Consider the following 20,747-nt stretch of genomic DNA (forward strand, 5'->3'; position numbering starts at 1 on the left):
ACTCGGTTTTGACCCCAATCATCGCCAAAAAAGCCGGTAACTCCGGGCAGTTAAATCCTTAGTCGGCTCGGCGGATGCGAGCCGCGAAGAAGCCGTCGAGACCGGAGATCCCGGGCGAACCAAGGTCGAGGTCGGCGGGCGTGGTGCGCAGCGTGCCGTGCGGCGTCAGGAATGGATCGATGCCGGCGATTTCGCCTTGCTGCACCGGATCGTTGGCTATTCCAGCCGTGCCGGCCAGAAAGGCGCGATAGAGGTCCTCGCCTTCGAGCGGGTCGATCGAACAGTTCGAAAAGACGATCCTGCCGCCGGGTTTCGCCAGCGTGACGGCGCGGGCGAGCAGCCTGCGTTGCAGGTCCGCGAGTTTTTCCACATCGGCGACCGTCTTGGTCCATGGCACGTCGGGATGCCGCCGCACCGTTCCGGTCGACGAGCAGGGCGCGTCGAGGAGAACGCCGTCGAACAATTCCTTCGGCTCGTATTTGAGCAGGTCGGCCTGGACGATCTCGGCGGACAGACCGAGACGGTCGAGGTTTTGCGTTAGCCGCACCAGCCGGTTCTTCGAGGTGTCGACGGCGGTAACCTTGGCGCCGGCAAGAATGAGCTGTGCGGTCTTGCCGCCGGGGGCCGCGCAGAGATCGGCAACATGAAGCCCGCTGACATCGCCGAACAATCGGGCCGGCAGACTGGCCGCGGCGTCCTGGACCCACCAGGCCCCGTCGGCGAAACCGGGCAGTTCGGTGACGGGCCCGGCAAGCCTTTCCACCCGGACCGTGCCGGTCGGCAGGACGATGCCGCCGAGCTTTTCGGCCCAAAGCTTGGGATCCGCCTTGACCGAAAAGTCGACCGGCGCCTCGACGCGGTGGGCTGCCAGGATCTGTCGGGTCTTGTCATTGCCGTAAGTTGCCTTCAGCCGGTCGGAAAACCATTTGGGCGCTTCGTCGGTAGCGGCGAGAGCGGCAGGAAGTTCCGTTTCCTTGGCACGCGCCAACGTGCGCAGCACGCCGTTGACCAGGCCGGAGAAGCGCACCGTGCGCGGATCGGACTTGGCATGGGTCACGGCCAGGTCGACTGCGGCGCTGTCGGGAATGTCGAGGAACAGGATCTGTGCAGCCGCGACATGCAATATGTGCGACAGCGCGGTCGCGTTGGGTGGCAGCGGCTTCTCCAGGCGCCGCGCCAGCAACCCTGATATGGTCATGCGATAGCGCAGTGCTGTAACCAGAATGGCGCGCACGAGGCCGCGATCGCGCAGGTCGAGCGCCTTGTATTGCGGATGGCCGTTCTCGTGGTCGGTCAACCCGTCCAGAGGTGTCCTTGCGTCAATGACGGCGGCAAGCAGTCGTGCGGCGGCTTTGCGGGCGGCAAGGCCGGCAACGAAGTCGCCGCCGTCTCTGTGTTCCTGGTCACCTGAAACCGTGCGTCGAGGCCCTCGGTCCGCCACGCTCACGACCACCGGCCCTTGGGCCCGGTCGGGTTGCGACCCCATGGGTTGGATTTCGGCTTGGCGGGTTCCGCCGGCTGTTCGGGCTGCGCGGCTTGTCCCCATGGGCCCGATGGCCGCTGTTCGTCTGCTCGCGGCGTCTGGGCCCGGCGCGGAACTTGAGTGCCGCCGCCTTGCATCTGCTGCGCCATCGCCTGGAGAGCAGAGATGCGGTTTTCTGTGTTCGGGTGGGTGGAAAACAGACTGTCCATATGCTCGCCGGAAAGAGGATTGATGATGAAGAGATGCGCGGTCGCCGGATTGCGCTCGGCATCGGGGTTGCGGATGCGTTCGGCGCCGCGGGCGATCTTGTCAAGGGCCGATGCCAGCCAGAGGGGGTGTCCACAGATTTCGGCACCGCGCCGGTCGGCCTCGTATTCGCGGGTCCGGCTGACCGCCATCTGCACGATCATCGCGGCAAAGGGTGCCACGATCATCGCCGCCAGCACGCCGACAAAGCCGAACGGGTTGTTGTTGTCGCGATTGCCGCCAAAAAAGAAGGCGAAATTGCCGAGCATCGAGATGGCGCCGGCGAAGGTGGCGACGATCGTCATGGTCAGCGTGTCGCGGTGCTGCACGTGGGCGAGTTCGTGCGCCATGACAGCTGCGACCTCTTCATGCGTCAAAGCCTGCAACAGACCTGTGGACGCAGCGACCGCCGCGTTCTGCGGATTGCGGCCGGTGGCGAAGGCGTTCGGCTGCGGATTGTCGATCAGGTAGGTCTTCGGCATCGGCAGGCCGGCCTGCTTGGCCAGCGACTGGACGATGGCGTAATATTCGGGGGCGGTCCTTTCGTCGACCTCGACGGCGCGGTTCATCGACAGCACCATCTTGTCGGCGTTCCAGTAGCTGAAGAGATTGGTGCCGGCGGCGATCAGCAGCGCGATCATCATGCCGCCGGTTCCGCCGATCAAAAAGCCGACGCCCATGAACAGTGCCGTCATCGCGGCAAGAAGCATGGCGGTGCGAAGTGTGTTCATCGTCTGCTCCTGTCCAGATGGGAGCGAAAAAGGGTCGATCGTTGTGGGTTCATCGCTATATGATGGGAAACGCCTGGTCCTGTTTCAATCCACTGGAAATATCGCATGAACGACGAGCCCAGCAAAACCGATGTCGACCCCGGCGATGACGTCGCGCCAAAGGCACTGACGCCGGAAGCCAGACGTGCGCTCGCGGAAGCCGAAGCAAGACGTATAGAATATCTGGAGAAGGAAGCAGCGGCGCCGAAGGAAATCGGCGGCCGCGGCGGCAAGGAGCCCGGTCGTTATGGCGATTGGGAGGTAAAGGGCCTGACCAGCGACTTCTAAGGGTATGTTGATATTCAGGTGATGCCGGTCTGCAAACGGCGGTTCCCTGCGCTTCCGGTGCTCACGTACTTTAAGTACGCTCCGCTCCGGTTCTCGGAAACCACCGCTTTCGACTCGGCCTGACCTGAATCTCAACACACCCTAAGCGGCGCTGCGCTGCGGCTCGAGCGCGATCCAGCCATCTTCGTCCAAGGTGATGCCGATCATGTCGTAGCCGGCGATTGCGGCATGCTGCGTTTGCAACGGATGCTGGTGCGTGGCATTGATGACCATGACCGCGGCTCCTGCTGCCTCGGCGGCGGCGATGCCAGCCGGAGCATCCTCGAACACAAGGCAGTCGCGCGCGTCGAAGCCGAGCCGCTCCGCGCCAAGCCGGAAGCAATCGGGCGCTGGCTTGCCGCGGGAAACATCTTCCGCCGCGACGATGACGGCCGGGACAGGGATGCCAGCAGCCTTCATGCGCAACAGCGCCAACTCGCGTGGCGCGGAAGTCACGATCGCCCAGCGCTCGGGCGGCAGCGCGTCGAGAAACGCCACGGCGCCGGGGATCTGGAGAATGCCATCCAGATCAGCCGCCTCGGCCTTCAGCTGCAGATCAGCCTCGTGCGCCGGGTCGACGCCTGGGAGTGCCAGGCCGGTGATGGTCTCGATCGCGCGCACGCCATGGATCGTCGGCAGGAAGGCGGCGACGTCCAGACCCTGGCGGCGTGCCCAATCGCTCCACACTCGCTCCGCAGAGGCGATGGAATTGATGAGCGTGCCATCCATATCGAAGAGGAAGGCCGCGAATTTTCTGCCTGCGAACATGGTATTCCTTGAGTCACCGGAGTGCTTGTGGCGGTCGCCGAACCTAACGTCGCAGCATCCTTATGGGAAGGCGCGAGGGTCACCTTTTCGATGGTCCCTCCGCAAAGTTGGAATAGCTAACTCCTCCAGGTCGGCTCAACATTGCGCAACCGGGACCTTGCTACGCCGGACTCCTCCCCTAATTGCCTCCCTGGGCGCATTACTCGCGAGTTTGCCTTTTGGGGGCAGCGGCGGTTGTGCCGTTCTGACTGCATGCCTCGGAACGGTCAGACCGACACACTTATGGAGGTCGTCTTGCGTCAATACCGTGGATACAGCTGGGCATTTCTCGCAGTCGTTTGCTCCATCGCGATAGCTGGCGCAGGCGCTGCAGCCGGCGACCAGAACGGCCGAGGGCAAGGCGCTGGCGGCCATCATGCTGACAATGGTGGAGGCACTGATGGCGGAAGCCATGGCGCTGGCAGCCATCGCAGCGAAGGCCGCAACGGCGGCCCGCAGAAAGGGCTTGGCGGCGACCCCAGCCCCAGCGGCAGTTCACCGCCGGACGACGGCGAGACCGGTACCACTACAACGACCGTAGGAGCGCCAACTACGGCCAGTATCGTCCCGTCCGCAGACCGCGGACAGCCGCTCGGCCTCCCGCCCACCCTGCAGCCTTCCAGCGACAGCAACAATTCATCAACGGTCAGTCCAATCGTAGCGCGGCCGGGCGTCCCGAATAAAGTCGTTCGCGCCTGCCATGATGCAATCGAGTCGGCCGCCGCTCCGTTCGGTGCGACCAGCGTGCGCGTCAGCAGCGCAGGTTTCATACATCGCCTGAGCCCAGATACGATCTCGGCTCCCATTGAGGTCAGCATCGACTATGTACGGCAAAGCAACGTAGAGACGCGGCGGGCGCCGATCAAATGCGAATTGAATGCGACAGGCAGCGTGATCGGACTGACATAGCGCATCGCACAGAACTCCTCGCCGACGGGAGCAGGACGAATTCGAAAGAGATGATTCATCCTGGCCTACGGCGTAGCTATGACCTTCGGGGCCTCAAAGAGGGATCGCGCAGTCGTTTTGGAAATCACTCCAACGTCGCTTGTCTCGGCCTGAGCGAATAGGGAAGTGTGATGGAACGCACGCTGGTCATCCGCGATGGATTGCGAACCTTGCTGCGTGCAGTCTTCTGGCTGACAGCCTTCACTTGGCCGGTCGCGGCTGCTGCGCGGGCAGAACGCGTCCTCAGCGGCGGCTCGATCTGCGCGCTGGGACGCTCAGTCCTGAGCCTGTCATTGTCGGCGCGTGCGGCGGCCAAGTCGCGGGCAAGAGTAGCAGCGGCTTCACGTTGCTTGTCCAGAGCCGTCTTCAAGTCGGCGACCCCTGCCACGAGTGCTCGGGCGGCGTCGCGCTCGCGGCGAACTCTGTCGAGATCCTCATGGATCGAAACTGCTGCAGCGCGTTCTCGGTCCAGAGCCCGTGCCGTCTCGGCTGCAGTCTGTTCAGCACGCTCTCTCGCTGTGACTGCACCGGTCCGTCCCCGCTCAGCCGCGTCCGCGCGCTTCACGAGCGCGGCATTGGACAGTTTGACTTTGGCGAGATCGCCACGAAGATCCGCAGACTTCCGGCGCTCCTCATCGAGCATTCCGCTCGCTTGCGCCAGCGAAACCTTGGCCTTGGCACGATCCTTGGCGGTCTCGATCTCGAGCTGTTCAATTTGCGCCCGCGCTCGCGATAAATCGCGCGCCAGCCGCTCCGATCGCTGACGCTCCAGATGAGCAGCGGGCATCTCCACAAAAACATAGTTGGCGGTCTCGCGCAGCAGCGTACGGGCATCTCCCGCAATGCGTCGAAATGCGTCAAGGGTTCGAGCTGCCGCGAGTTCGTTGCGCAATCGCTCCTCGCGTGCGTTGTCGGCGGCTGCCATGGTTGCCCTCAGCGCGTCGATCTGCTTGCTCGACTCGAGGAGCGCTTTCTGCAGAGCGGCGCTCCTGGCGCGCTCGCCTTCCGCCACCCGCCGCTCCTGGTCGGCCAATTCCTTCGCAGCGGCTGCCTGAGCACGAGCTGCCCCGACTTGCGCCCGAGCAGCCTTAAGGTCCGGATTAAGCAATTCGACACTCGTGCGCCCGTCTCCCTGCGCTGGTCCATGCATGCCTAGAGCAGCACTCGCCGGAAGCTCGAAGGATCGCGAAGGTTCCGGATTGGCGTGGCCTTGCGCCGGCGAAATGGCGGGGGCTCTTTCGATCCAGTTTTGTCTCGTCATCGCATAGCCAAGCGGCACGGCCAGACAGATTGCGGCGCCCAAACGGAGTACAAGACCGATCGGCCTGAGAACGCGAGAGGGTGAAGCCGTCGCGATGGCCGGGTCGGGATCCAGGCTGGATCGTCCCGTTTGAGCTGTGGTCTTCAAACCGCGATGCGCCGGATTGACCGACTGAGCAGCCTTGCGACGCAATTGGTCCCATACTGACCCTGACCCACTGATTCGCTTCCCGCGTTCCGCGAAGGCTAATTGTGTCGGCGCACGGCTCAGAATCCACAACACCGGTTCGCTTAGAGCGGCAAAATTGACCGCCGCCTGCCTATAAACATAATCAGCGATTTCTCTGATGGATGTCGCAAGTCGGCCGGATTGCGGGGTTGTGGAAGCAAAAGCACTGGTCCGGGCCACTGACGAGCGCGCCCAAGCTTCGGAACTTGCGTCGAAATGTTCGACCCGCACCCCGAACTGCTGGTAATTGGCATTCGAAGGCCGAACATTCGGGTGTGCCGTGTCTGAGAGATCTGAAAGCTGAGAAGAAGGTACACGCTCGGTCGCAGGGTCGACCGGGCATTGCCAGTCCCAAGGAGCCTGCCCGGGAGGATAGGATATGCCTTCGCTCAGGTCGGCATCTGGTTTTAGGCGACGTCGCCTTTGCACTCCGATGACGATGCGCCGGAGCACAAGATAGATGCCCACTGACGCAAGTAATGCTATCGCGCCCAGTACGGCAATCTCTGCGTCGTCTGCGTAAATCTCAGCAAGATAATTTGGCATTGGCGTGCCCGTGCGGTCTTGCGTGTATTCTTAAGCCCGTGAAGCTGTGTTTTGGCCCTCACCTTGGCGCTGGCCAAGCCTTGGATCGCTCGCGAACTTGTCACTTGCCTCGAGGTCCCTCCAGCATTTCAACGTCCCGAGAAATCTTGCGTACCGTTCCATCATTTCCGGCTGTGGACGGTCCATCCTGAGCTTTAAGCTAGGTCACAGAACTCCACGGTCAACCGTCACCATATTCATAACAGTGGCCCGACCCAGATTCATAACAGCGGCACCCAGCCGCGCCATCACCGGCACTTTGTTCTTCGTGCCGTCGGCGACATTCCTCGAAATATTGCGACGCGGTCACCTCGACCGCCGGCGCGGTGTCCCGTCGGGCGGACCTCATTCCGACGTTGGTCAGTAGGTCTAAGTCTTGGTCAGTAAGTTCGCCACCGATAGCCTACGAGGGAAATGGCTGGGCGAACCATTCGCAAGCTGGCTGTTTTGTTGAAAAGGCGACGTCCCAATGGGAACCACAGCGCGTTCTGTCGCGTTCCAACAAACTGCTTTCCGCGATAATCGAAGGGGGACTGCGATGCTGATCCGGCTCGGCTACGAAATCGCCATCGAATGTACTGCGCCCACCCCGGTGATTTCGCTGCTCGAGATCCACAAGGACAGGCAGGCCGACATCAAGCGGCAGACGCGGCTGCTGACATCGCCTGCCGTGTCGACCAGGCTCTACCACGATCCGTACGGCAATGGCTGCCGCCGCTTCACCGCGCCCGCTGGCGGCTTTCGCATCCTCTACGACGCGGTCATCGAGGACAGCGGCGAGACGGACGAGGTCAACACAGTGGCCAGGGAAGTGCCGGTGGCGGACCTGCCGGACGAGGTGCTCGGCTATCTCCTGGGCAGCCGCTATTGCGAGACGGATCATCTAAGTGATCTGGCTTGGCAGCTCTTCGGCGAAATCCCGCCTGGTTGGGCGCGCGTGCAAGCCATCGTCGATTATGTCCACAACCGGTTGTCGTTCGGCTACGGCTATGCGCGCTCGACCCGCACCGCGGCCCAGGCGCATGAGGAGCGCGTCGGCGTCTGCCGCGACTACGCTCATCTGGCGATCACGCTGTGCCGCTGCATGAACATTCCGGCGCGCTATGTGAACGGCTATCTCGGCGACATCGGCGTGCCGATCGATCCGGCGCCGATGGATTTCTCGGCATGGCTGGAAGTGTTCCTCGACGGCAAGTGGTACACATTCGATCCCCGCCACAACATGCCGAGGATCGGCCGCGTCGTCATCGCGCGCGGCCGCGACGCCACCGACGTGCCGCTGCTGCACAGCTTCGGCCCGCACCGGCTCAGCCTGTTCAAGGTGTGGACCTACGAACAGGAAGGCAATCTGTTCAACCCGCCCTATCGCGGCATCGACAGGACCGTCAGCGCGCAGATGCTGGCTTAGTAGCCGCGAGGGTCGGACCCGACCATTTCGCGTGCTGCGGCGGTTTCGGAACAGCTGGTCCGCTTCGGCACAGAGGCCCTGTGCCGCAACAGGACGTCGTCTGGCATTGCGCGATCCCTGTAGCTGATCATGGTAAGCGGCTCGTAAACATCGCTGCCGCCCGCGGATTTCTGTTTACCGGTCGTTCACCTTGGCGCAGCTTAACGCCAAACAAAAACAAAGAGTTGGCGGTTGGAGCCTCACCTTATGAGGCGTAGCGGCGCCATCCGGCTGCAATCCTGCGTTGCCCTGTCCACGGCGACGAGGCCGAGGCAAGCGGGGGCTGTAGGATGCGGAATTACGGGGGTCTTGTTCAAGCGGTCGGCGGGTTCGCCAGGGATCGCGGTGGAAATTTCGCAGTCCTGTTCGGCCTTAGCGCCTCGGTCTTGGCGCTGGCTGCGGGCTTTTCGGTCAACATCTCGCAGCTCTACAATGCCAAATCGAGCCTCCAAGGCGTGATCGACGCCGCGGTGACATCGACGGCACGCGACCTGACCACTGGGGTCATCAAGGAAGCCGATGCCAACAATTCGGTGAAGGCTTTTCTCGACGCCAACGATACCGCCGGAATTCTACAAGCTGGCCAGGTCGTCCTTGACCGGCTGATCGTCGACAAGACCGCCAAGACGGTCCAAGTGGATGCCCATGTCGATGTTGCCTTGTTCTTCCCGATTTTCGGCATGAGCGATGCGAGACGCGTCGCCGCTTCCACGACGGCGCTCTATTCGGACAAGACCATCGAAGTGGCGATGATGCTCGACATAACAGGATCGATGGCGAAGCGGGGCAACGTCGACAAGATCGGCGATCTGAAAGCAGCTGCGAAAAACGCCGTCCAGACCATGCTCCGGAACCAGGATCCGAAGAACCCCCGCGTTCGCGTCGCGATTGTGCCATACGCATCTGGCGTGAATGCCGGCAAGCTGGCTGAAAACGTCTATGCCGAGAAGCAAGGGAGTTCCGAGCTAGCACCGGTCGCCGGCGGTTCGCTTCTCGTCGCCAAGACGGGCAAAAACTTGCTGCCGTCCTTCAGCGACTACATCTCCATTGTTGGCGCGGCGATGCCGCACCCGGATAATTGCGCCACGGAGCGCAAGGACAAAAATGGCGATGCGGATTTGAGCGCCGACGGCCCGGACACGGTTCGGGCGGACGGGAACGGCAAGAAATATTACGCCCTGGTCAACCGGGATGATCATCTCGGTGGCGGGGGAATGAACAGGTGCCCTGATGCGAAAGTGATCCCGCTGACCGCCGAGTCCAGCGCATTGCTGGATTCGATCGACGACTTCCGGGCCGATGGTTACACGGCGGGCGCGATCGCCATCCAGTGGACCTATTATATGCTATCGCCGCAATGGCGCACTGCGATCAACAATGCCGGTCTCGGCAAAGGCGCCTCGGATGCCGATCCGAAGAAGATCGCCAAGGTCGCGATCCTGATGACCGATGGCCAGTTCAACACCGCCTTCGCTGGCGTCGGGGGCAGCTACAATAGTCAGGGCAACCTTGCGCGCGGCAACGCCGAAACGTTGTGCGGTAACATGAAAAATGACGGCATCGAGATTTTCACCATCGGCTTCGATCTGAACGACAAGGACATGTCGGCAACCGAGCGGGATCAGGCGAAGGCGGTGCTGAAGGGCTGTTCATCGAAGGACACCTCAACCGCCAAGAGACATTTCTTCGACGTGTCCACCGAAGTGGAATTGGACGCCGCCTTTCAGGAAATCATCCGCAACACCGAAAAGGTCGCGTTGACTCAGTAGTCCGCAAACGGAAAAGGCCGCCTCTTCTTTCGAAGCCGGCGGCCTTCCGTGTTTCCGTCCGTGGCGCGGCCCAAGGCGGTGACCTATCAGGTCACCCGCCGCGCATTTCGCGCCTTAACGGGAAGACTGCTTCCCGAAAGTGCAATCCGCTGAGGCCACGTTCTGGAAAACGAAATCACTCGACATCGGATCACCTCCTTTCGATTTGTTGAACACACCGAGATGATGGGGTCTCATTTGGGAAATGGCAAGGCGTCGTGTTGAAAAAGGCGCCAGCGGGTTTTCCGCGGGATTGCGACCGACCGGTCTGACGGGCAAACTCAACCTGACCAAGCTAGAAGCGAGGGAGGATTGTCATGGAGGCAGCCGACAAGGCAGCTCGGATCGTTCGAACGATCATCGAGACGCTGAAGCCAGGCTTCGCGGTCAGATTGTGGACCGGCGAACGGATCGGCCCGGTCACCGGCCCCGTGCTCACCATCAACGACCAGGACATCGTCTGGCAGATGGTCCGCCACCCCACCTTCTCGACGCTGATCGAAATGTGGATATCCAAGACCGTCGACATCGAAGAGGGATCGCTGTTCGATTTCTACGCCTTGCCCTCGCAAGGCAAACTCAGGACGAAGTTGAAGACATTGCCGAAGCTGGCGATCCTGCGGGACCTGCCGGCAGTGCTGTTTTCAAGGAAACAGATGACGGCGCGGACCGATCTTTCAGGACGCAATCCCTTCGTCAGCGGTTCAAGCCAGGAAGCGATCCAGCATCACTATGACATTTCGAACGCTTTCTATCGGCTCTTCCTCGACGAGCGCATGGTCTACAGCTGCGGCTACTTCAAGGATTTCGCCAACAGCATCGATCAAGCGCAGATCGACAAGCTCGACCACATCTGTCGCAAGCTCCGGCTGAAGCCTGGAGAAAGACTGCTCGACATCGGCTGTGGCTGGGGAGCGATGCTCATCCATGCCGCGAAGAACTATGGCGTCATCGGCCATGGTGTCTCGCTGTCGGAGGCGCAGACCAGTCTTGCCCGTGAGCGCATCCGCGCCGAGGGGCTGGAGGACCGCATCACCATCGAGATAAAATCCTATACGGAACTCTCCGGCTCGTTCGACAAGATATCGTCAATCGGCATGTTCGAGCATCTCGGCCTTGCCAACCATGCCGCTTATTTCTCGACCGTTCATCGCCTGCTCAATCCGGGCGGCATCTACCTGCATCACGCCATCACCAGGCGCAGCAAGGGCGACATGAAAAAGACCTTGCGCAAGGGGCCGGAATACAAGGCGCTGATTAAATACATCTTCCCCGGCGGGGAACTCGACACCATCGGCATGACGCTCGGCAATCTCGAAGCGCACGGTTTTCTCATCTACGATGTCGAGAACCTGCGCGAGCACTATGCCCGCACCTGCAGGTTGTGGGCCGAGCGATTGCGTGCACGTTTCGCGGAGGCAATCGCCGAGGTGGGCGAGCCGAAGGCACGCCTGTGGCTGCTCTACCTGACCGGCTGTTCGATCACCTTCGAGCGCGCCTCGGCGCAGATTTTCCAGACCGTCGCCACCAAGCGCGCGCGTGGCCCAAGCGGGCTGCCGCCGACGCGGGCGGATCTGTACCGGTAGCTTACAGGACACGCATCGTGTCGCCGACCTCGATGCTGGCCGGCCGATCGACCGTGCAAGTGCAGGCCTGGTTTGCATCAAGCCTTCTTGTTCTGCCGATTGGCGATCAGATCGTCGACGACGGCTGGGTCGGCCAGCGTCGAGGTGTCGCCGAGTGCCGAAAAATCATCCTCGGCGATCTTGCGCAGGATGCGGCGCATGATCTTGCCCGAGCGCGTCTTGGGCAGGCCGGGCGCGAACTGGATCTTGTCGGGCGAAGCGATGGCACCGATCTCCTTGCGGACATGAGCGATGAGCTCCTTGCGCAATTCCTCGCTCGGCTGCTCGCCGGCCATCAGCGTGACGTAGCAGTAAATGCCCTGGCCCTTGATGTCGTGCGGATAGCCTACGACGGCGGCTTCCGAAACCTTGTCGTGACTGACGAGCGCCGATTCGACTTCTGCCGTGCCCATGCGATGGCCGGAGACGTTGATGACGTCGTCGACGCGGCCGGTGATCCAATAATAGCCGTCGGCGTCGCGGCGGCAGCCGTCGCCGGTGAAGTACTTGCCCTTATAGGTCGAGAAATAGGTCTGGATGAAGCGATCGTGATCGCCATAGACGGTGCGCATCTGGCCGGGCCAGGAATCGGTGATGCACAGATTGCCGTCTGCGGCACCCTCCAGCACCTTGCCTTCGCCGTCGAGCAGTTGCGGCTTGACGCCGAAGAACGGCCGCGTCGCCGAACCTGCCTTGAGATCGGTGGCGCCAGGCAGCGGCGTGATCAGGATGCCGCCGGTCTCGGTCTGCCACCAGGTGTCGACGATCGGCACCTTGCCGTTGCCGACGACGTTGAAATACCACTCCCAGGCTTCCGGGTTGATCGGCTCGCCGACCGAACCCAGCACACGCAGCGATTTGCGCGACGTCTTGGTGACATGCGCATCGCCGGCGCCCATCAGCGCGCGCAGCGCCGTCGGCGCGGTGTAGAAGATGTTGACCTTGTGCTTGTCGATGACGTCCCAGAAGCGCGACTGCGACGGATAGTTCGGCACGCCTTCGAACATCAGCGTGGTGGCGCCGTTGGCGAGCGGGCCGTAGACGATGTAGCTGTGTCCGGTCACCCAGCCGACGTCGGCGGTGCACCAGTAGATATCGCCGTCATGGTAGTCGAAGACATATTGGTGCGTCATCGAGACGTAGACGAGGTAGCCGGCGGTGGTATGCAGCACGCCCTTCGGCTTGCCGGTCGAGCCCGAGGTATAGAGGATGAACAGCGGATCCTCGGCCTTCATCTTCTCCGGCTTGCACTCAGGCCTGACCGTCGCGACCTCGTCATGGTACCAGACGTCGCGTCCGGCCACCCAGCCGGTCTTGCCGCCGGTGCGGCGCACGACCACCACCTTTTCGACTTTCGTTCCGGCCTTCGCGGCGATGTCGATCGCCTTGTCGGCGTTGTCCTTCAACGGGATCGGCTTGCCGCCACGCAGGCCCTCATCGGCGGTGATGACGAAGGTCGACTTGCAATCGTCGATGCGACCGGCCAGCGCGTCCGGCGAAAAGCCGCCGAAGACGATCGAGTGGATCGCGCCTAGCCGAGTGCAGGCCAGCATCGCATAGGCGGCTTCCGGGATCATCGGCATGTAGATGGTGACGCGGTCGCCCTTCTTGACGCCGTGCTTCCTCATCACATTGGCAAGCCGGCAGACATGCTCGTAGAGCTCGTTGTAGGTGATCTTCTTGTCGTCGTAGGGATTGTCGCCTTCCCAGATGATGGCGGTCTGGTTGCCCCGCTTCTTCAGGTGCCGGTCGATGCAGTTGACCGAGACGTTGGTCAGCCCGTCCTCGAACCATTTTATCGAGACCTTGCCATCAAAGGAGGTGTTCTTGACCTTGCTGTAAGGCTTGAACCAGTCGATGCGCTTGCCGTGCTTGCCCCAGAACTTGTCCGGGTTCTTGACGCTGTCGGCATACCATTTCAGGTAGGTGTCATTGTCGATCAGCGCGTTTTTCTTCCACGCCGGCTGGACGCGATGGACATGAACCTCGGACATTCCGGACTTCCCTCCCAAACCGATCCGCCGGCTTGAAACGCCGGCGGGATCGCGGCAAAGCTGCCGCGAATTCGGCGGCATTATTACCAGTTCGTCCGTCATCGCAATATTAGACGTTGGATTCGCGCGGCGGGATGCCGCAGGGACCCTATCCAAGGCTGTCAGCACTCAGATCAGCTCGCTGCTAACTGCATGTTTTCGCGCGGAAAACCCGTTCTCGATCAGGAAAAATCAATAGACAGTTAAGCAACGGCGCGCACACTCTGACCTTGGGAGGAAAGGAGACTCAACCAGAGACCACCCAAGAGGACTGCCATGCGCGACCATTCCGAAATGGACCTGATGTTCAAAGGCTATGGCCTGACCACGGCCAAGATTCTCTATCATTTCCCCGACCATCCGCATCTATTGCAGAGCTTCATCTGGCAGGACTACGACCTGGCGCCGACGTTTCCGGTGCTGATCAAGTTCATCGAATTCTGGAAGGCCAAGCTCGACGGGCCGCTGCATTCGATCAGCTACACACACCAGAAGCTGATCGCGCCTAATGAATGGCGCAAGGTGGATGGCGAGTTCGTCTTGCACTAAACGGTGGCGGGGCCGCCGTTCAGGGGTTACCAACTCAAACCGCCGGCGGGTTCAGCCGGGCGAAGCCTTCCTGGCGGCGATAGGGGAAGTACGGGTAAGGCGCGGTGACTTCGCTTGCGGCGTCGAGCTTTTTCATCTGCTCCGGCGTCAAATTCCAGCCAATGGCGCCGAGATTCTGGCGCAACTGTTCCTCGTTGCGGGCGCCGATGATCACAGACGATACGGTCGGGCGCTGCAGCAGCCAGTTGATGGCGATCTGAGGCACGGTCTTGCCGGTTTCCTCCGCCACTGCGTCAAGGGCATCCATGATCCGGTAGAGATGCTCGTCCTCGACCGGTGGCCCGAAGCTTGCCGTGTCGTGCAGCCGGCTCTTTTCCGGCAAAGCCTGACCACGGCGGATCTTGCCGGTCAGGCGGCCCCAGCCGAGCGGGCTCCACACCAACGCGCCGACGCCCTGGTCGAGGCCGAGCGGCATCAGCTCCCATTCATAGTCGCGGCCGACCAGTGAATAGTAGACCTGATGTGCGACATAGCGCGGGTAGCCGTGCTTGTCGGCTTCCCCCAGCGACTTCATCACTTGCCAGCCGGAAAAGTTGGAGACGCCGACATAACGCAGCTTGCCGGCGCGTACGAGTTCGTCCAGCGTCGACAGCACCTCTTCGACCGGCGTGCCGGCATCGAAGGCGTGTAGCTGCAAAAGGTCGATATAGTCGGTGCCGAGACGTTTCAACGCGGCGTCCACCGACTTGATCAGCCGCGAACGCGACGAGCCGTAGTCGGCCGGCCCGTCGCCCATCGGCAGCGAGGTCTTGGTCGAGATTAGCACGGCATCGCGCCGGCCTTTTATGGCTTCGCCAAGCACCCCTTCCGACGCGCCGTTCGAATAGACGTCGGCGGTGTCGAACAGGTTGACGCCGGCTTCAAGGCAGATGTCGATCAGCCGCCGCGCTTCCCTGGCGTCGCTGTTGCCCCAGGCGCTAAACAATGGGCCGGAACCGCCAAAGGTTCCCGCGCCAAACGAGAGTGCCGGCACTTTCAGGCCCGATGCGCCGAGACGTCGATAGTCCATTTTCTTGCTCCAGGTGATGTGGACGAGGGATGTCGAAAGCGATCCGGTTCAGATATTCACGACTGGACGGAGGCAGGGGCGCCGAGCGTGCCGGGGCGATCGAGACGCAGCGCCAGTCCCGCTACGGCGAGTGCCGCGAGCGGCAGCAGCGCGGCGACCCAGGTCAGCGAACCAAGGCCAAGGCCATGCGCAATCGCCGCGCCACCGAGCCAGGCACCTGCCGCGTTGCCGAGATTGAAGGCCGCGATATTGAACGACGAGGCGAGGCTCTGGCCCGCACCTTGCGCCTTGTCCAGCACCCACATCTGCAGCGGTGCCACGGTGGCGAAGGCGGCAACGCCAAGCAGGCCGACATAGATCACTGCCATCACCTGGCTGTGGATGGCGAAGGTCATGGTGGCGAGCACCACGGCCAGCACCACGAGACTGCCGAGCACGGCGGGCACCAGCCAGCGGTCGGCGACCTTGCCGCCCGCGAGATTGCCGGCGATGAGACCGCCACCGAAGACGAGCAGGATAGGCGATACCGCCGCTTCCTTGAAGCCGCTTATCTCGGTCAGCAACGGGGCGACGTAGGTGAAGACGGCGAAGACACCGGCATAGCCGAGTACGGTGGTGGCGAGGCCGAGCAGGACGGGCGTGCGGCGCAACACAGCGAGATCGGCGCGCAGGTCGCTCTTTTCGGGTGCAGTCCGGCTGCGTGGCACCAGTGCCAGGATAACGGCGAAAGCCGCCATGCCGACTAGGGTCACCGCCCAGAAGGTCGCGCGCCAGCCAAAGGTCTGGCCGAGCCAGGTGCCGAAGGGCACGCCGAGGATGTTGGCGATGGTCAGGCCGGTGAACATCAGCGCAATCGCCGAGGCCTTCCTGTTGGGTGCGACCAGTCCGGTGGCGACAACAGAGCCGACGCCGAAGAAGGTGCCATGGGCAAAGGCGGTGATGATGCGGGCGCCCATCAGCGTCCAGTAGTCGGGGGCCAGCGCACAGGCGAGATTGCCGAGCGTGAAGATCGCCATCAGTGCCAGAAGCACGGTCTTGCGGGGCCAGCTGCCGGTGGCGATGGTGAGCAAAGGGGCGCCGATGACGACGCCAAGCGCATAGCCGGAAATGAGCTGGCCGGCGGCCGAGATCGTGACGCCGAGATCCTTGCTGACATCGAGCAGCAGACCCATGATGACGAATTCGGTGACACCGATGCCGAAGGCACCGGCGGCGAGGGCGTAGAGAGCAAGAGGCATGGCGGTTTCCACTTCGATGGCGACGAGCGCCGTCCCGCGCCCCGGCCCGAAAGATCGTGTCGCAGCGCATTGTGAACCAGACTTGCCCTGGGCATATTCTCTGTGAAATAGATTCACAGATGGCTAGGCCCGACATCAATCGCTCCGGCGAGATCGAAGTCTTCGTGCGTGTCGTCGAGGACGGTAGTTTTTCCGCCGCGGCACGCGCATTGCGGATGACGCCGTCGGCGGTCAGCAAGCTGATCGGGCGGCTGGAGGCGCGGCTCGGCGCGCGGCTGGTCAGCCGTTCGACGCGAAGACTGCAACTGACGCCGGAAGGCACCGCGTTCTACGAAAGCGGCCTGCGCATCCTCGCCGACATGGCGGCGGCCGAGCAGGAGGCCGCGGCGGGTGCGGCACCGCGCGGACGGCTGCGCGTCAACAGCTACGTTCCCTTCGGAGTGCACAGGCTGATCCCGCTGCTGCCGCGCTTCCTCGAGCGCTATCCCGAGATTTCGGTCGATCTGGTGCTGAGCGACAGCGTCATCGACCTGATGGCGGAACGTGCTGACGTCGCCATTCGTGCCGGGCCGCTCAGCGAATCACGGCTGATGGCGCGAAAGCTTGGGCAAAGCCCGGTGGTCGTCGTCGCGGCGCCTTCATACGTCGAAACGCACGAAACGCCGCTGAAACCGACCGATCTCGACAGGCACAACCGCATGGGCTTCGGTTTCGTGCGGCACCTCGACGGCTGGCCATTTCTCGATGCGGCCGGCAACTCCATCATGGTTCCAATCATCGGCAATACGCTGGTGAGCGATGGCGAGGCAATGCGGCTGATGGCGCTGGCGGGCGCGGGCATCGCCCGGCTGGCCCGCTGGCATGTGGCGGCCGATATCGCTGCCGGCCGGCTGGTGCCGCTGCTCGAGGATTTCAATCCAGGCGACGAGGAGGCCACCCACGCCGTCTATGTCGGCCAAGGCCGGCATCTGCCGGCGCGGGTGCGCGCCTTTCTCGATTTTCTCGTGGAGAGCGTTCGGCTGAGCTGACTGGCGCTCGGGAGCCCACAGGCTCCCGAGATGTCGGCATTGGCCGCGTTATGCTTTCGGCGTGAACGGCGCTGGGCGCCGGCCGGCAGCCTGACGCTCCAGCATCCAGCCGGGATATTCGGCCGGCAAGGCGCTGACATCATCGAGGCGGACAAGATCGTCGGCGTCGAGCCTCAGCTGCGTCGCCGCAAGATTCTGCTCCAGCTGCTCCATGCGGCTCGCGCCGATGATGACGCTCATCACGAAGGGTTTGGCCAGAACATAGCCCAGCGCGACTGTCGCGACACTCACGTCATGCTTTTTGGCGATCTCGCGCATGACGGCCACAGCCGCCCAGGCGCGGTCCTCGTTGACCGGTGGGAAGTTGAAGGAAGCGCGGCGCCCTTCGCCATTGCCCGGTGCGCCGGGCCCGTATTTACCCGACAGCAGTCCGCCGGCCATCGGCGACCACACCATCAGGCCGAGCTTCTCCTCATTGAGCAGCGGCACGATCTCGCGTTCAAGGTCGCGACCGGCTATCGAGTAATACGACTGGACGGTCTCGAAGCGAGCAAAACCCTTGCGGTCGGCGATGCCGAGCGCCTTGGCGATGCGCCAGGCCTGCCAGTTAGAGACACCGGCATAGCGAACCTTGCCGCTTGCAACGAGATCGTCCAGCGCCCGCAGCGTCTCGTCGATCGGCGTCACGGTGTCGGTGCCGTGCAGCTGATAGAGATCGATATGGTCGAGCTGCAGCCGCTCGAGACTGGCGTCGACCGAATCCATGATGTGGCCGCGCGACGAGCCGCGCTGGTTGGGGCCTTCGCCCATGGCGCCGTGCACCTTGGTGGCGATGACTACATTCTGTCTGTCGACACCAAGGTCCCTGAGCGACTGCCCGAGCAGCCGTTCGGACGCGCCGAAGGAGTAGACGTCGGCGGTGTCGAAGAAATTGACGCCGGCGGCGAGCGACCGGGCAACGATCTCGTTGACGCCCTTCTGATCGAGGCTGGCGATCAGGCCCCATTGGGCATTTTCGCCGGCAGCACCGAAGGTCATGGTGCCGAGGCAGAGTTCGGAGACGAACATCCCCGTATTTCCAAGCTGGTTATAACGCATGGTGGAGGCTCCAGAGAGTTTGTGATGACACAAAACAAATAGGAACGGTACGTTTCGTTTCTAGTGTTGGCCCAAAGAATTTCTCATCTGGCCAATGCCTGGACGTGCCCGACGGTCAGCTGGCCAGTAGCGCCACGATCGCGAAGGCTGTCATGCCGAAGGCGACGGCGGCAAGCGGCAGCAGAATTTCGAGCAGCGCTCTCTTGGAGGCAACGCGGTTGCCCTGGCCGAGATCGAATTCGCCGGCGATCCAATCCTCGAAGCTGCCGATGCTCGCGGGTGTCCACGGGCGGTGCCGATACCAGACATGCCCGGCGACGGCCGGCAACGCCACCGCCATAACAAGGAAGCCGGTCATGACGACGAGAAGATAATCGGCGTAGCTGCTGCCGCCGAAGCCTGCCCAGGCGGACAGTGCGTACCATCCGGCAAGTCCAGCCATCGCACCATAGATATCTGGATGCAGCCGGTCGGAGACATGCCGGTTGTGAGGCCGGTCACGGGGTTGTTTGTGGGAAAGGTGTTCGTTGTTCATGATGCCCTCCTTCGACATTGCAAAGGAACGGCCATGACGGTCGCTCAGGGTCTCCGACGGAGGTAGGGAGGGGGCGCGGCATCGCAATGCGATGCTGTGACGCGGCTGCCGCATCCAACCTCCGGGGTTTGTGGCAATGTGGGACGGGTCAGATCACCCAGGGATTGAAGACCGTCACGCCGGTATTATCAAAGTCGGCAACATTGCGGGTCACGAGAATGAGGTCATGGACAAGCGCGGTTGCCGCGATGAGCGTGTCGGCGCTGCCCCTTGTACGACCAGCAGTGATGCGCCCCCAGGCCAACGCGACATCTTCCGTAACGGCAAGAATGCGGTCGGCGTTATCCCGCCGCAGCTCCCGTAGCCACAAATCGAGGCGCGTTGCCTTTTCGGAGTCGACCTTGCGTAGCTTGACGATCTCACGCTCGATCTCGCCAAGGGTAATGACGCTGAGGCTCACCGATGTCGGATCCACCGAAGTAAGCCATTCAGTCGGCTTGGGTAGCCGCCTCTGCACGTCCGAAACGATGTTCGTGTCGAGCAGGTACATCAGAGGTCGACATCCCGAATCATCGTATCCGAGCGACGGTTGACCTCCTCGGCGAAATCATCGTCCCAGACCGGGCCAGTCAAAAGATACTCAGCAAGGCTTTTCTTCTTTCCGGCCAAGCGGTCGTAGTCTTCCGCAGAGAGCACCACTGCCGCGCGCTCGCCGCGCAGGGTCACCGTCTGCGGTCCCTCGCTGCGCGCGCGTTGAACCACCTTGGAAAAATTGTTCTTTGCGTCCTGAAGATGCCAGTTCATGAGAATGCTTCCTAGCTAGCTTGGCTAGATATAGCATTGTTGCGGTGAGGCAGCAAAAAATGCCGCACTCGAACTGCAACTATCAATGGCTATCGAATGCCGAAGATCGCGGAACCGACCCTGACACTGGTGGCGCCGAAGGCGATCGCAGTCTCGTAGTCGCCGGACATGCCCATCGACAGCTTCGCGACGCCAGCCTCTCGGCCAAGCTTCTCCAGCAGGGCAAAGTGCGGACCCGGATTTTCGTCAGCTGGCGGAATGCACATCAGGCCCTCGATGGCGAGCCCGTGCACATCGCGGCAGCGGGCGACGAAGGCGACGGCCTGGCGCGGCTCGATGCCGGCCTTCTGCGGCTCGGAGCCGGTGTTGACCTGGACATAAAGCCTTGGCGCATGGCTTTGCCTGGCGATCTCCTTGGCAAGTTCGGCGGCGATCTTCTCGCGATCGACCGTCTCGATGACATCGAACAACGTCACCGCCTCCTTCGCCTTGTTCGACTGCAGCGGGCCGATCAGATGCAGTTCGATATCCGCAAATGCCTCCTTCAGCGCCGGCCATTTGCCTTGCGCTTCCTGCACCCGGTTTTCGCCGAAGACGCGCTGGCCGGCCTCGATGATCGGGCGGATGTCGGCGGCGTCAAAAGTCTTGGAAACGGCGACCAGCGTCACCGCTCCAGCCTGGCGGCCAGCCTCTTGTTCCGCCGCGGCAATCCTGGCCTTGACCGTGAAAAACTGCTGAACGGCGTCGCCCATATGCAAATCCTGCTGATTTGGCCCGCGTTTTTGTCAGACGCGATACCCATATGGTTGACGGGTTTGCCAAACCATGGTGAACACCCGGACCACATTCCCTGAACTG

18 protein-coding genes are annotated in these 20,747 nt (G+C 62.3%); 6 read left to right on the plus strand and 12 right to left on the minus strand.

Features of this window, described 5'->3' with window-relative positions:
• Positions 1-58 precede the first annotated feature (58 nt).
• Complete coding sequence (locus NKJ89_RS24520; RefSeq protein ID WP_352606363.1) at positions 59-1,453, minus strand: RsmB/NOP family class I SAM-dependent RNA methyltransferase; 1,395 nt, start codon at positions 1,451-1,453, stop codon at positions 59-61.
• Positions 1,444-2,460 (minus strand): zinc metalloprotease HtpX, encoded by a 1,017-nt coding sequence (gene htpX, locus NKJ89_RS24525; protein WP_352487326.1) that lies wholly within the window; start codon positions 2,458-2,460, stop codon positions 1,444-1,446. Before htpX ends, NKJ89_RS24520 begins: the two co-directional genes overlap by 10 nt.
• A gap of 105 nt (positions 2,461-2,565) precedes the next feature.
• Between htpX and NKJ89_RS24530 the strand changes: the two genes are divergently transcribed.
• Positions 2,566-2,787 (plus strand): DUF1674 domain-containing protein, encoded by a 222-nt coding sequence (locus tag NKJ89_RS24530; RefSeq protein ID WP_023762523.1) that lies wholly within the window; start codon positions 2,566-2,568, stop codon positions 2,785-2,787.
• Between the two features lie 141 nt (positions 2,788-2,928).
• Here the strand turns inward: NKJ89_RS24530 and NKJ89_RS24535 are convergent, their stop codons facing one another.
• Complete coding sequence (locus NKJ89_RS24535; RefSeq protein ID WP_352606293.1) at positions 2,929-3,594, minus strand: HAD-IA family hydrolase; 666 nt, start codon at positions 3,592-3,594, stop codon at positions 2,929-2,931.
• A gap of 1,072 nt (positions 3,595-4,666) precedes the next feature.
• The gene (locus NKJ89_RS24540) at positions 4,667-5,842 is read right to left on the minus strand and encodes a coiled-coil domain-containing protein (RefSeq protein WP_352606295.1); all 1,176 of its coding nucleotides are present in this window, start codon (positions 5,840-5,842) and stop codon (positions 4,667-4,669) included.
• Between the two features lie 1,351 nt (positions 5,843-7,193).
• On the opposite strand from NKJ89_RS24540, the gene NKJ89_RS24545 reads away from it, so the two are divergent.
• The 3 genes from NKJ89_RS24545 (at position 7,194) to NKJ89_RS24555 (ending at position 11,496) form a co-directional block, all read left to right on the plus strand.
• Complete coding sequence (locus tag NKJ89_RS24545) at positions 7,194-8,063, plus strand: transglutaminase-like domain-containing protein (RefSeq protein ID WP_023762519.1); 870 nt, start codon at positions 7,194-7,196, stop codon at positions 8,061-8,063.
• A gap of 329 nt (positions 8,064-8,392) precedes the next feature.
• Positions 8,393-9,871 (plus strand): pilus assembly protein TadG-related protein, encoded by a 1,479-nt coding sequence (locus tag NKJ89_RS24550; RefSeq protein WP_352606297.1) that lies wholly within the window; start codon positions 8,393-8,395, stop codon positions 9,869-9,871.
• 356 nt (positions 9,872-10,227) lie between these two features.
• The gene (locus tag NKJ89_RS24555) at positions 10,228-11,496 is read left to right on the plus strand and encodes a class I SAM-dependent methyltransferase (RefSeq protein ID WP_023762517.1); all 1,269 of its coding nucleotides are present in this window, start codon (positions 10,228-10,230) and stop codon (positions 11,494-11,496) included.
• A gap of 77 nt (positions 11,497-11,573) precedes the next feature.
• On the opposite strand, the gene acs is transcribed toward NKJ89_RS24555, so the two are convergent.
• Entirely contained in the window at positions 11,574-13,529 is a 1,956-nt protein-coding gene (gene acs / locus NKJ89_RS24560; protein ID WP_023762516.1) for an acetate--CoA ligase, read from the minus strand.
• A gap of 315 nt (positions 13,530-13,844) precedes the next feature.
• On the opposite strand from acs, the gene NKJ89_RS24565 reads away from it, so the two are divergent.
• Positions 13,845-14,117, plus strand: coding sequence for an usg protein (locus NKJ89_RS24565; RefSeq protein ID WP_031261216.1), 273 nt, complete (start codon positions 13,845-13,847; stop codon positions 14,115-14,117).
• A 34-nt stretch (positions 14,118-14,151) separates the two neighbouring features.
• Here NKJ89_RS24565 and NKJ89_RS24570 read toward each other — a convergent pair whose 3' ends face one another.
• Both NKJ89_RS24570 and NKJ89_RS24575 read right to left on the minus strand, forming a co-directional pair.
• Positions 14,152-15,186: an aldo/keto reductase gene (locus NKJ89_RS24570; protein ID WP_352606299.1), complete on the minus strand. Its 1,035-nt coding sequence runs from the start codon at positions 15,184-15,186 to the stop codon at positions 14,152-14,154.
• A gap of 56 nt (positions 15,187-15,242) precedes the next feature.
• Positions 15,243-16,424 carry an MFS transporter gene (locus tag NKJ89_RS24575; RefSeq protein ID WP_352606301.1) on the minus strand — a complete coding sequence of 394 codons (1,182 nt, stop codon included), beginning with the start codon at positions 16,422-16,424 and terminating at the stop codon, positions 15,243-15,245.
• A 119-nt stretch (positions 16,425-16,543) separates the two neighbouring features.
• Here NKJ89_RS24575 and NKJ89_RS24580 point away from each other — a divergent pair, with 119 nt between their 5' ends.
• Positions 16,544-17,452, plus strand: coding sequence for a LysR family transcriptional regulator (locus NKJ89_RS24580; RefSeq protein WP_352606303.1), 909 nt, complete (start codon positions 16,544-16,546; stop codon positions 17,450-17,452).
• Positions 17,453-17,500: 48 nt separating this feature from the next.
• Here the strand turns inward: NKJ89_RS24580 and NKJ89_RS24585 are convergent, their stop codons facing one another.
• From NKJ89_RS24585 to NKJ89_RS24605, 5 genes are all read right to left on the minus strand, one after another.
• Positions 17,501-18,550, minus strand: coding sequence for an aldo/keto reductase (locus tag NKJ89_RS24585; protein WP_352606305.1), 1,050 nt, complete (start codon positions 18,548-18,550; stop codon positions 17,501-17,503).
• 115 nt (positions 18,551-18,665) lie between these two features.
• Positions 18,666-19,085: a hypothetical protein gene (locus tag NKJ89_RS24590; protein ID WP_352606306.1), complete on the minus strand. Its 420-nt coding sequence runs from the start codon at positions 19,083-19,085 to the stop codon at positions 18,666-18,668.
• Between the two features lie 148 nt (positions 19,086-19,233).
• Complete coding sequence (locus NKJ89_RS24595) at positions 19,234-19,635, minus strand: type II toxin-antitoxin system VapC family toxin (RefSeq protein WP_352606308.1); 402 nt, start codon at positions 19,633-19,635, stop codon at positions 19,234-19,236.
• Entirely contained in the window at positions 19,635-19,889 is a 255-nt protein-coding gene (locus tag NKJ89_RS24600) for a type II toxin-antitoxin system Phd/YefM family antitoxin (RefSeq protein ID WP_023762507.1), read from the minus strand. The genes NKJ89_RS24595 and NKJ89_RS24600 overlap by 1 nt, the downstream gene beginning before the upstream one ends.
• An 89-nt stretch (positions 19,890-19,978) precedes the next feature.
• A complete protein-coding gene (locus tag NKJ89_RS24605) occupies positions 19,979-20,641 on the minus strand; it encodes a YggS family pyridoxal phosphate-dependent enzyme (protein ID WP_352606310.1) in 663 nt (220 codons plus the stop codon).
• Positions 20,642-20,747 lie beyond the last annotated feature (106 nt).

The organism is Mesorhizobium sp. M0047 (genome assembly GCF_040323315.1).
Lineage (GTDB): Bacteria > Pseudomonadota > Alphaproteobacteria > Rhizobiales > Rhizobiaceae > Mesorhizobium.

Coding starts and splice junctions, on each gene's coding strand:
- htpX (WP_352487326.1), bottom strand. CDS start 2,460: ATGAACACACTTCGCACCGCCATGCTTCTTGCCGCGATGACGGCACTG.
- NKJ89_RS24530 (WP_023762523.1), top strand. CDS start 2,566: ATGAACGACGAGCCCAGCAAAACCGATGTCGACCCCGGCGATGACGTC.
- NKJ89_RS24535 (WP_352606293.1), bottom strand. CDS start 3,594: ATGTTCGCAGGCAGAAAATTCGCGGCCTTCCTCTTCGATATGGATGGC.
- NKJ89_RS24540 (WP_352606295.1), bottom strand. CDS start 5,842: ATGACGAGACAAAACTGGATCGAAAGAGCCCCCGCCATTTCGCCGGCG.
- NKJ89_RS24545 (WP_023762519.1), top strand. CDS start 7,194: ATGCTGATCCGGCTCGGCTACGAAATCGCCATCGAATGTACTGCGCCC.
- NKJ89_RS24550 (WP_352606297.1), top strand. CDS start 8,393: ATGCGGAATTACGGGGGTCTTGTTCAAGCGGTCGGCGGGTTCGCCAGG.
- NKJ89_RS24555 (WP_023762517.1), top strand. CDS start 10,228: ATGGAGGCAGCCGACAAGGCAGCTCGGATCGTTCGAACGATCATCGAG.
- acs (WP_023762516.1), bottom strand. CDS start 13,529: ATGTCCGAGGTTCATGTCCATCGCGTCCAGCCGGCGTGGAAGAAAAAC.
- NKJ89_RS24565 (WP_031261216.1), top strand. CDS start 13,845: ATGCGCGACCATTCCGAAATGGACCTGATGTTCAAAGGCTATGGCCTG.
- NKJ89_RS24570 (WP_352606299.1), bottom strand. CDS start 15,186: ATGGACTATCGACGTCTCGGCGCATCGGGCCTGAAAGTGCCGGCACTC.
- NKJ89_RS24575 (WP_352606301.1), bottom strand. CDS start 16,424: ATGCCTCTTGCTCTCTACGCCCTCGCCGCCGGTGCCTTCGGCATCGGT.
- NKJ89_RS24580 (WP_352606303.1), top strand. CDS start 16,544: ATGGCTAGGCCCGACATCAATCGCTCCGGCGAGATCGAAGTCTTCGTG.
- NKJ89_RS24585 (WP_352606305.1), bottom strand. CDS start 18,550: ATGCGTTATAACCAGCTTGGAAATACGGGGATGTTCGTCTCCGAACTC.
- NKJ89_RS24590 (WP_352606306.1), bottom strand. CDS start 19,085: ATGAACAACGAACACCTTTCCCACAAACAACCCCGTGACCGGCCTCAC.
- NKJ89_RS24595 (WP_352606308.1), bottom strand. CDS start 19,635: ATGTACCTGCTCGACACGAACATCGTTTCGGACGTGCAGAGGCGGCTA.
- NKJ89_RS24600 (WP_023762507.1), bottom strand. CDS start 19,889: ATGAACTGGCATCTTCAGGACGCAAAGAACAATTTTTCCAAGGTGGTT.
- NKJ89_RS24605 (WP_352606310.1), bottom strand. CDS start 20,641: ATGGGCGACGCCGTTCAGCAGTTTTTCACGGTCAAGGCCAGGATTGCC.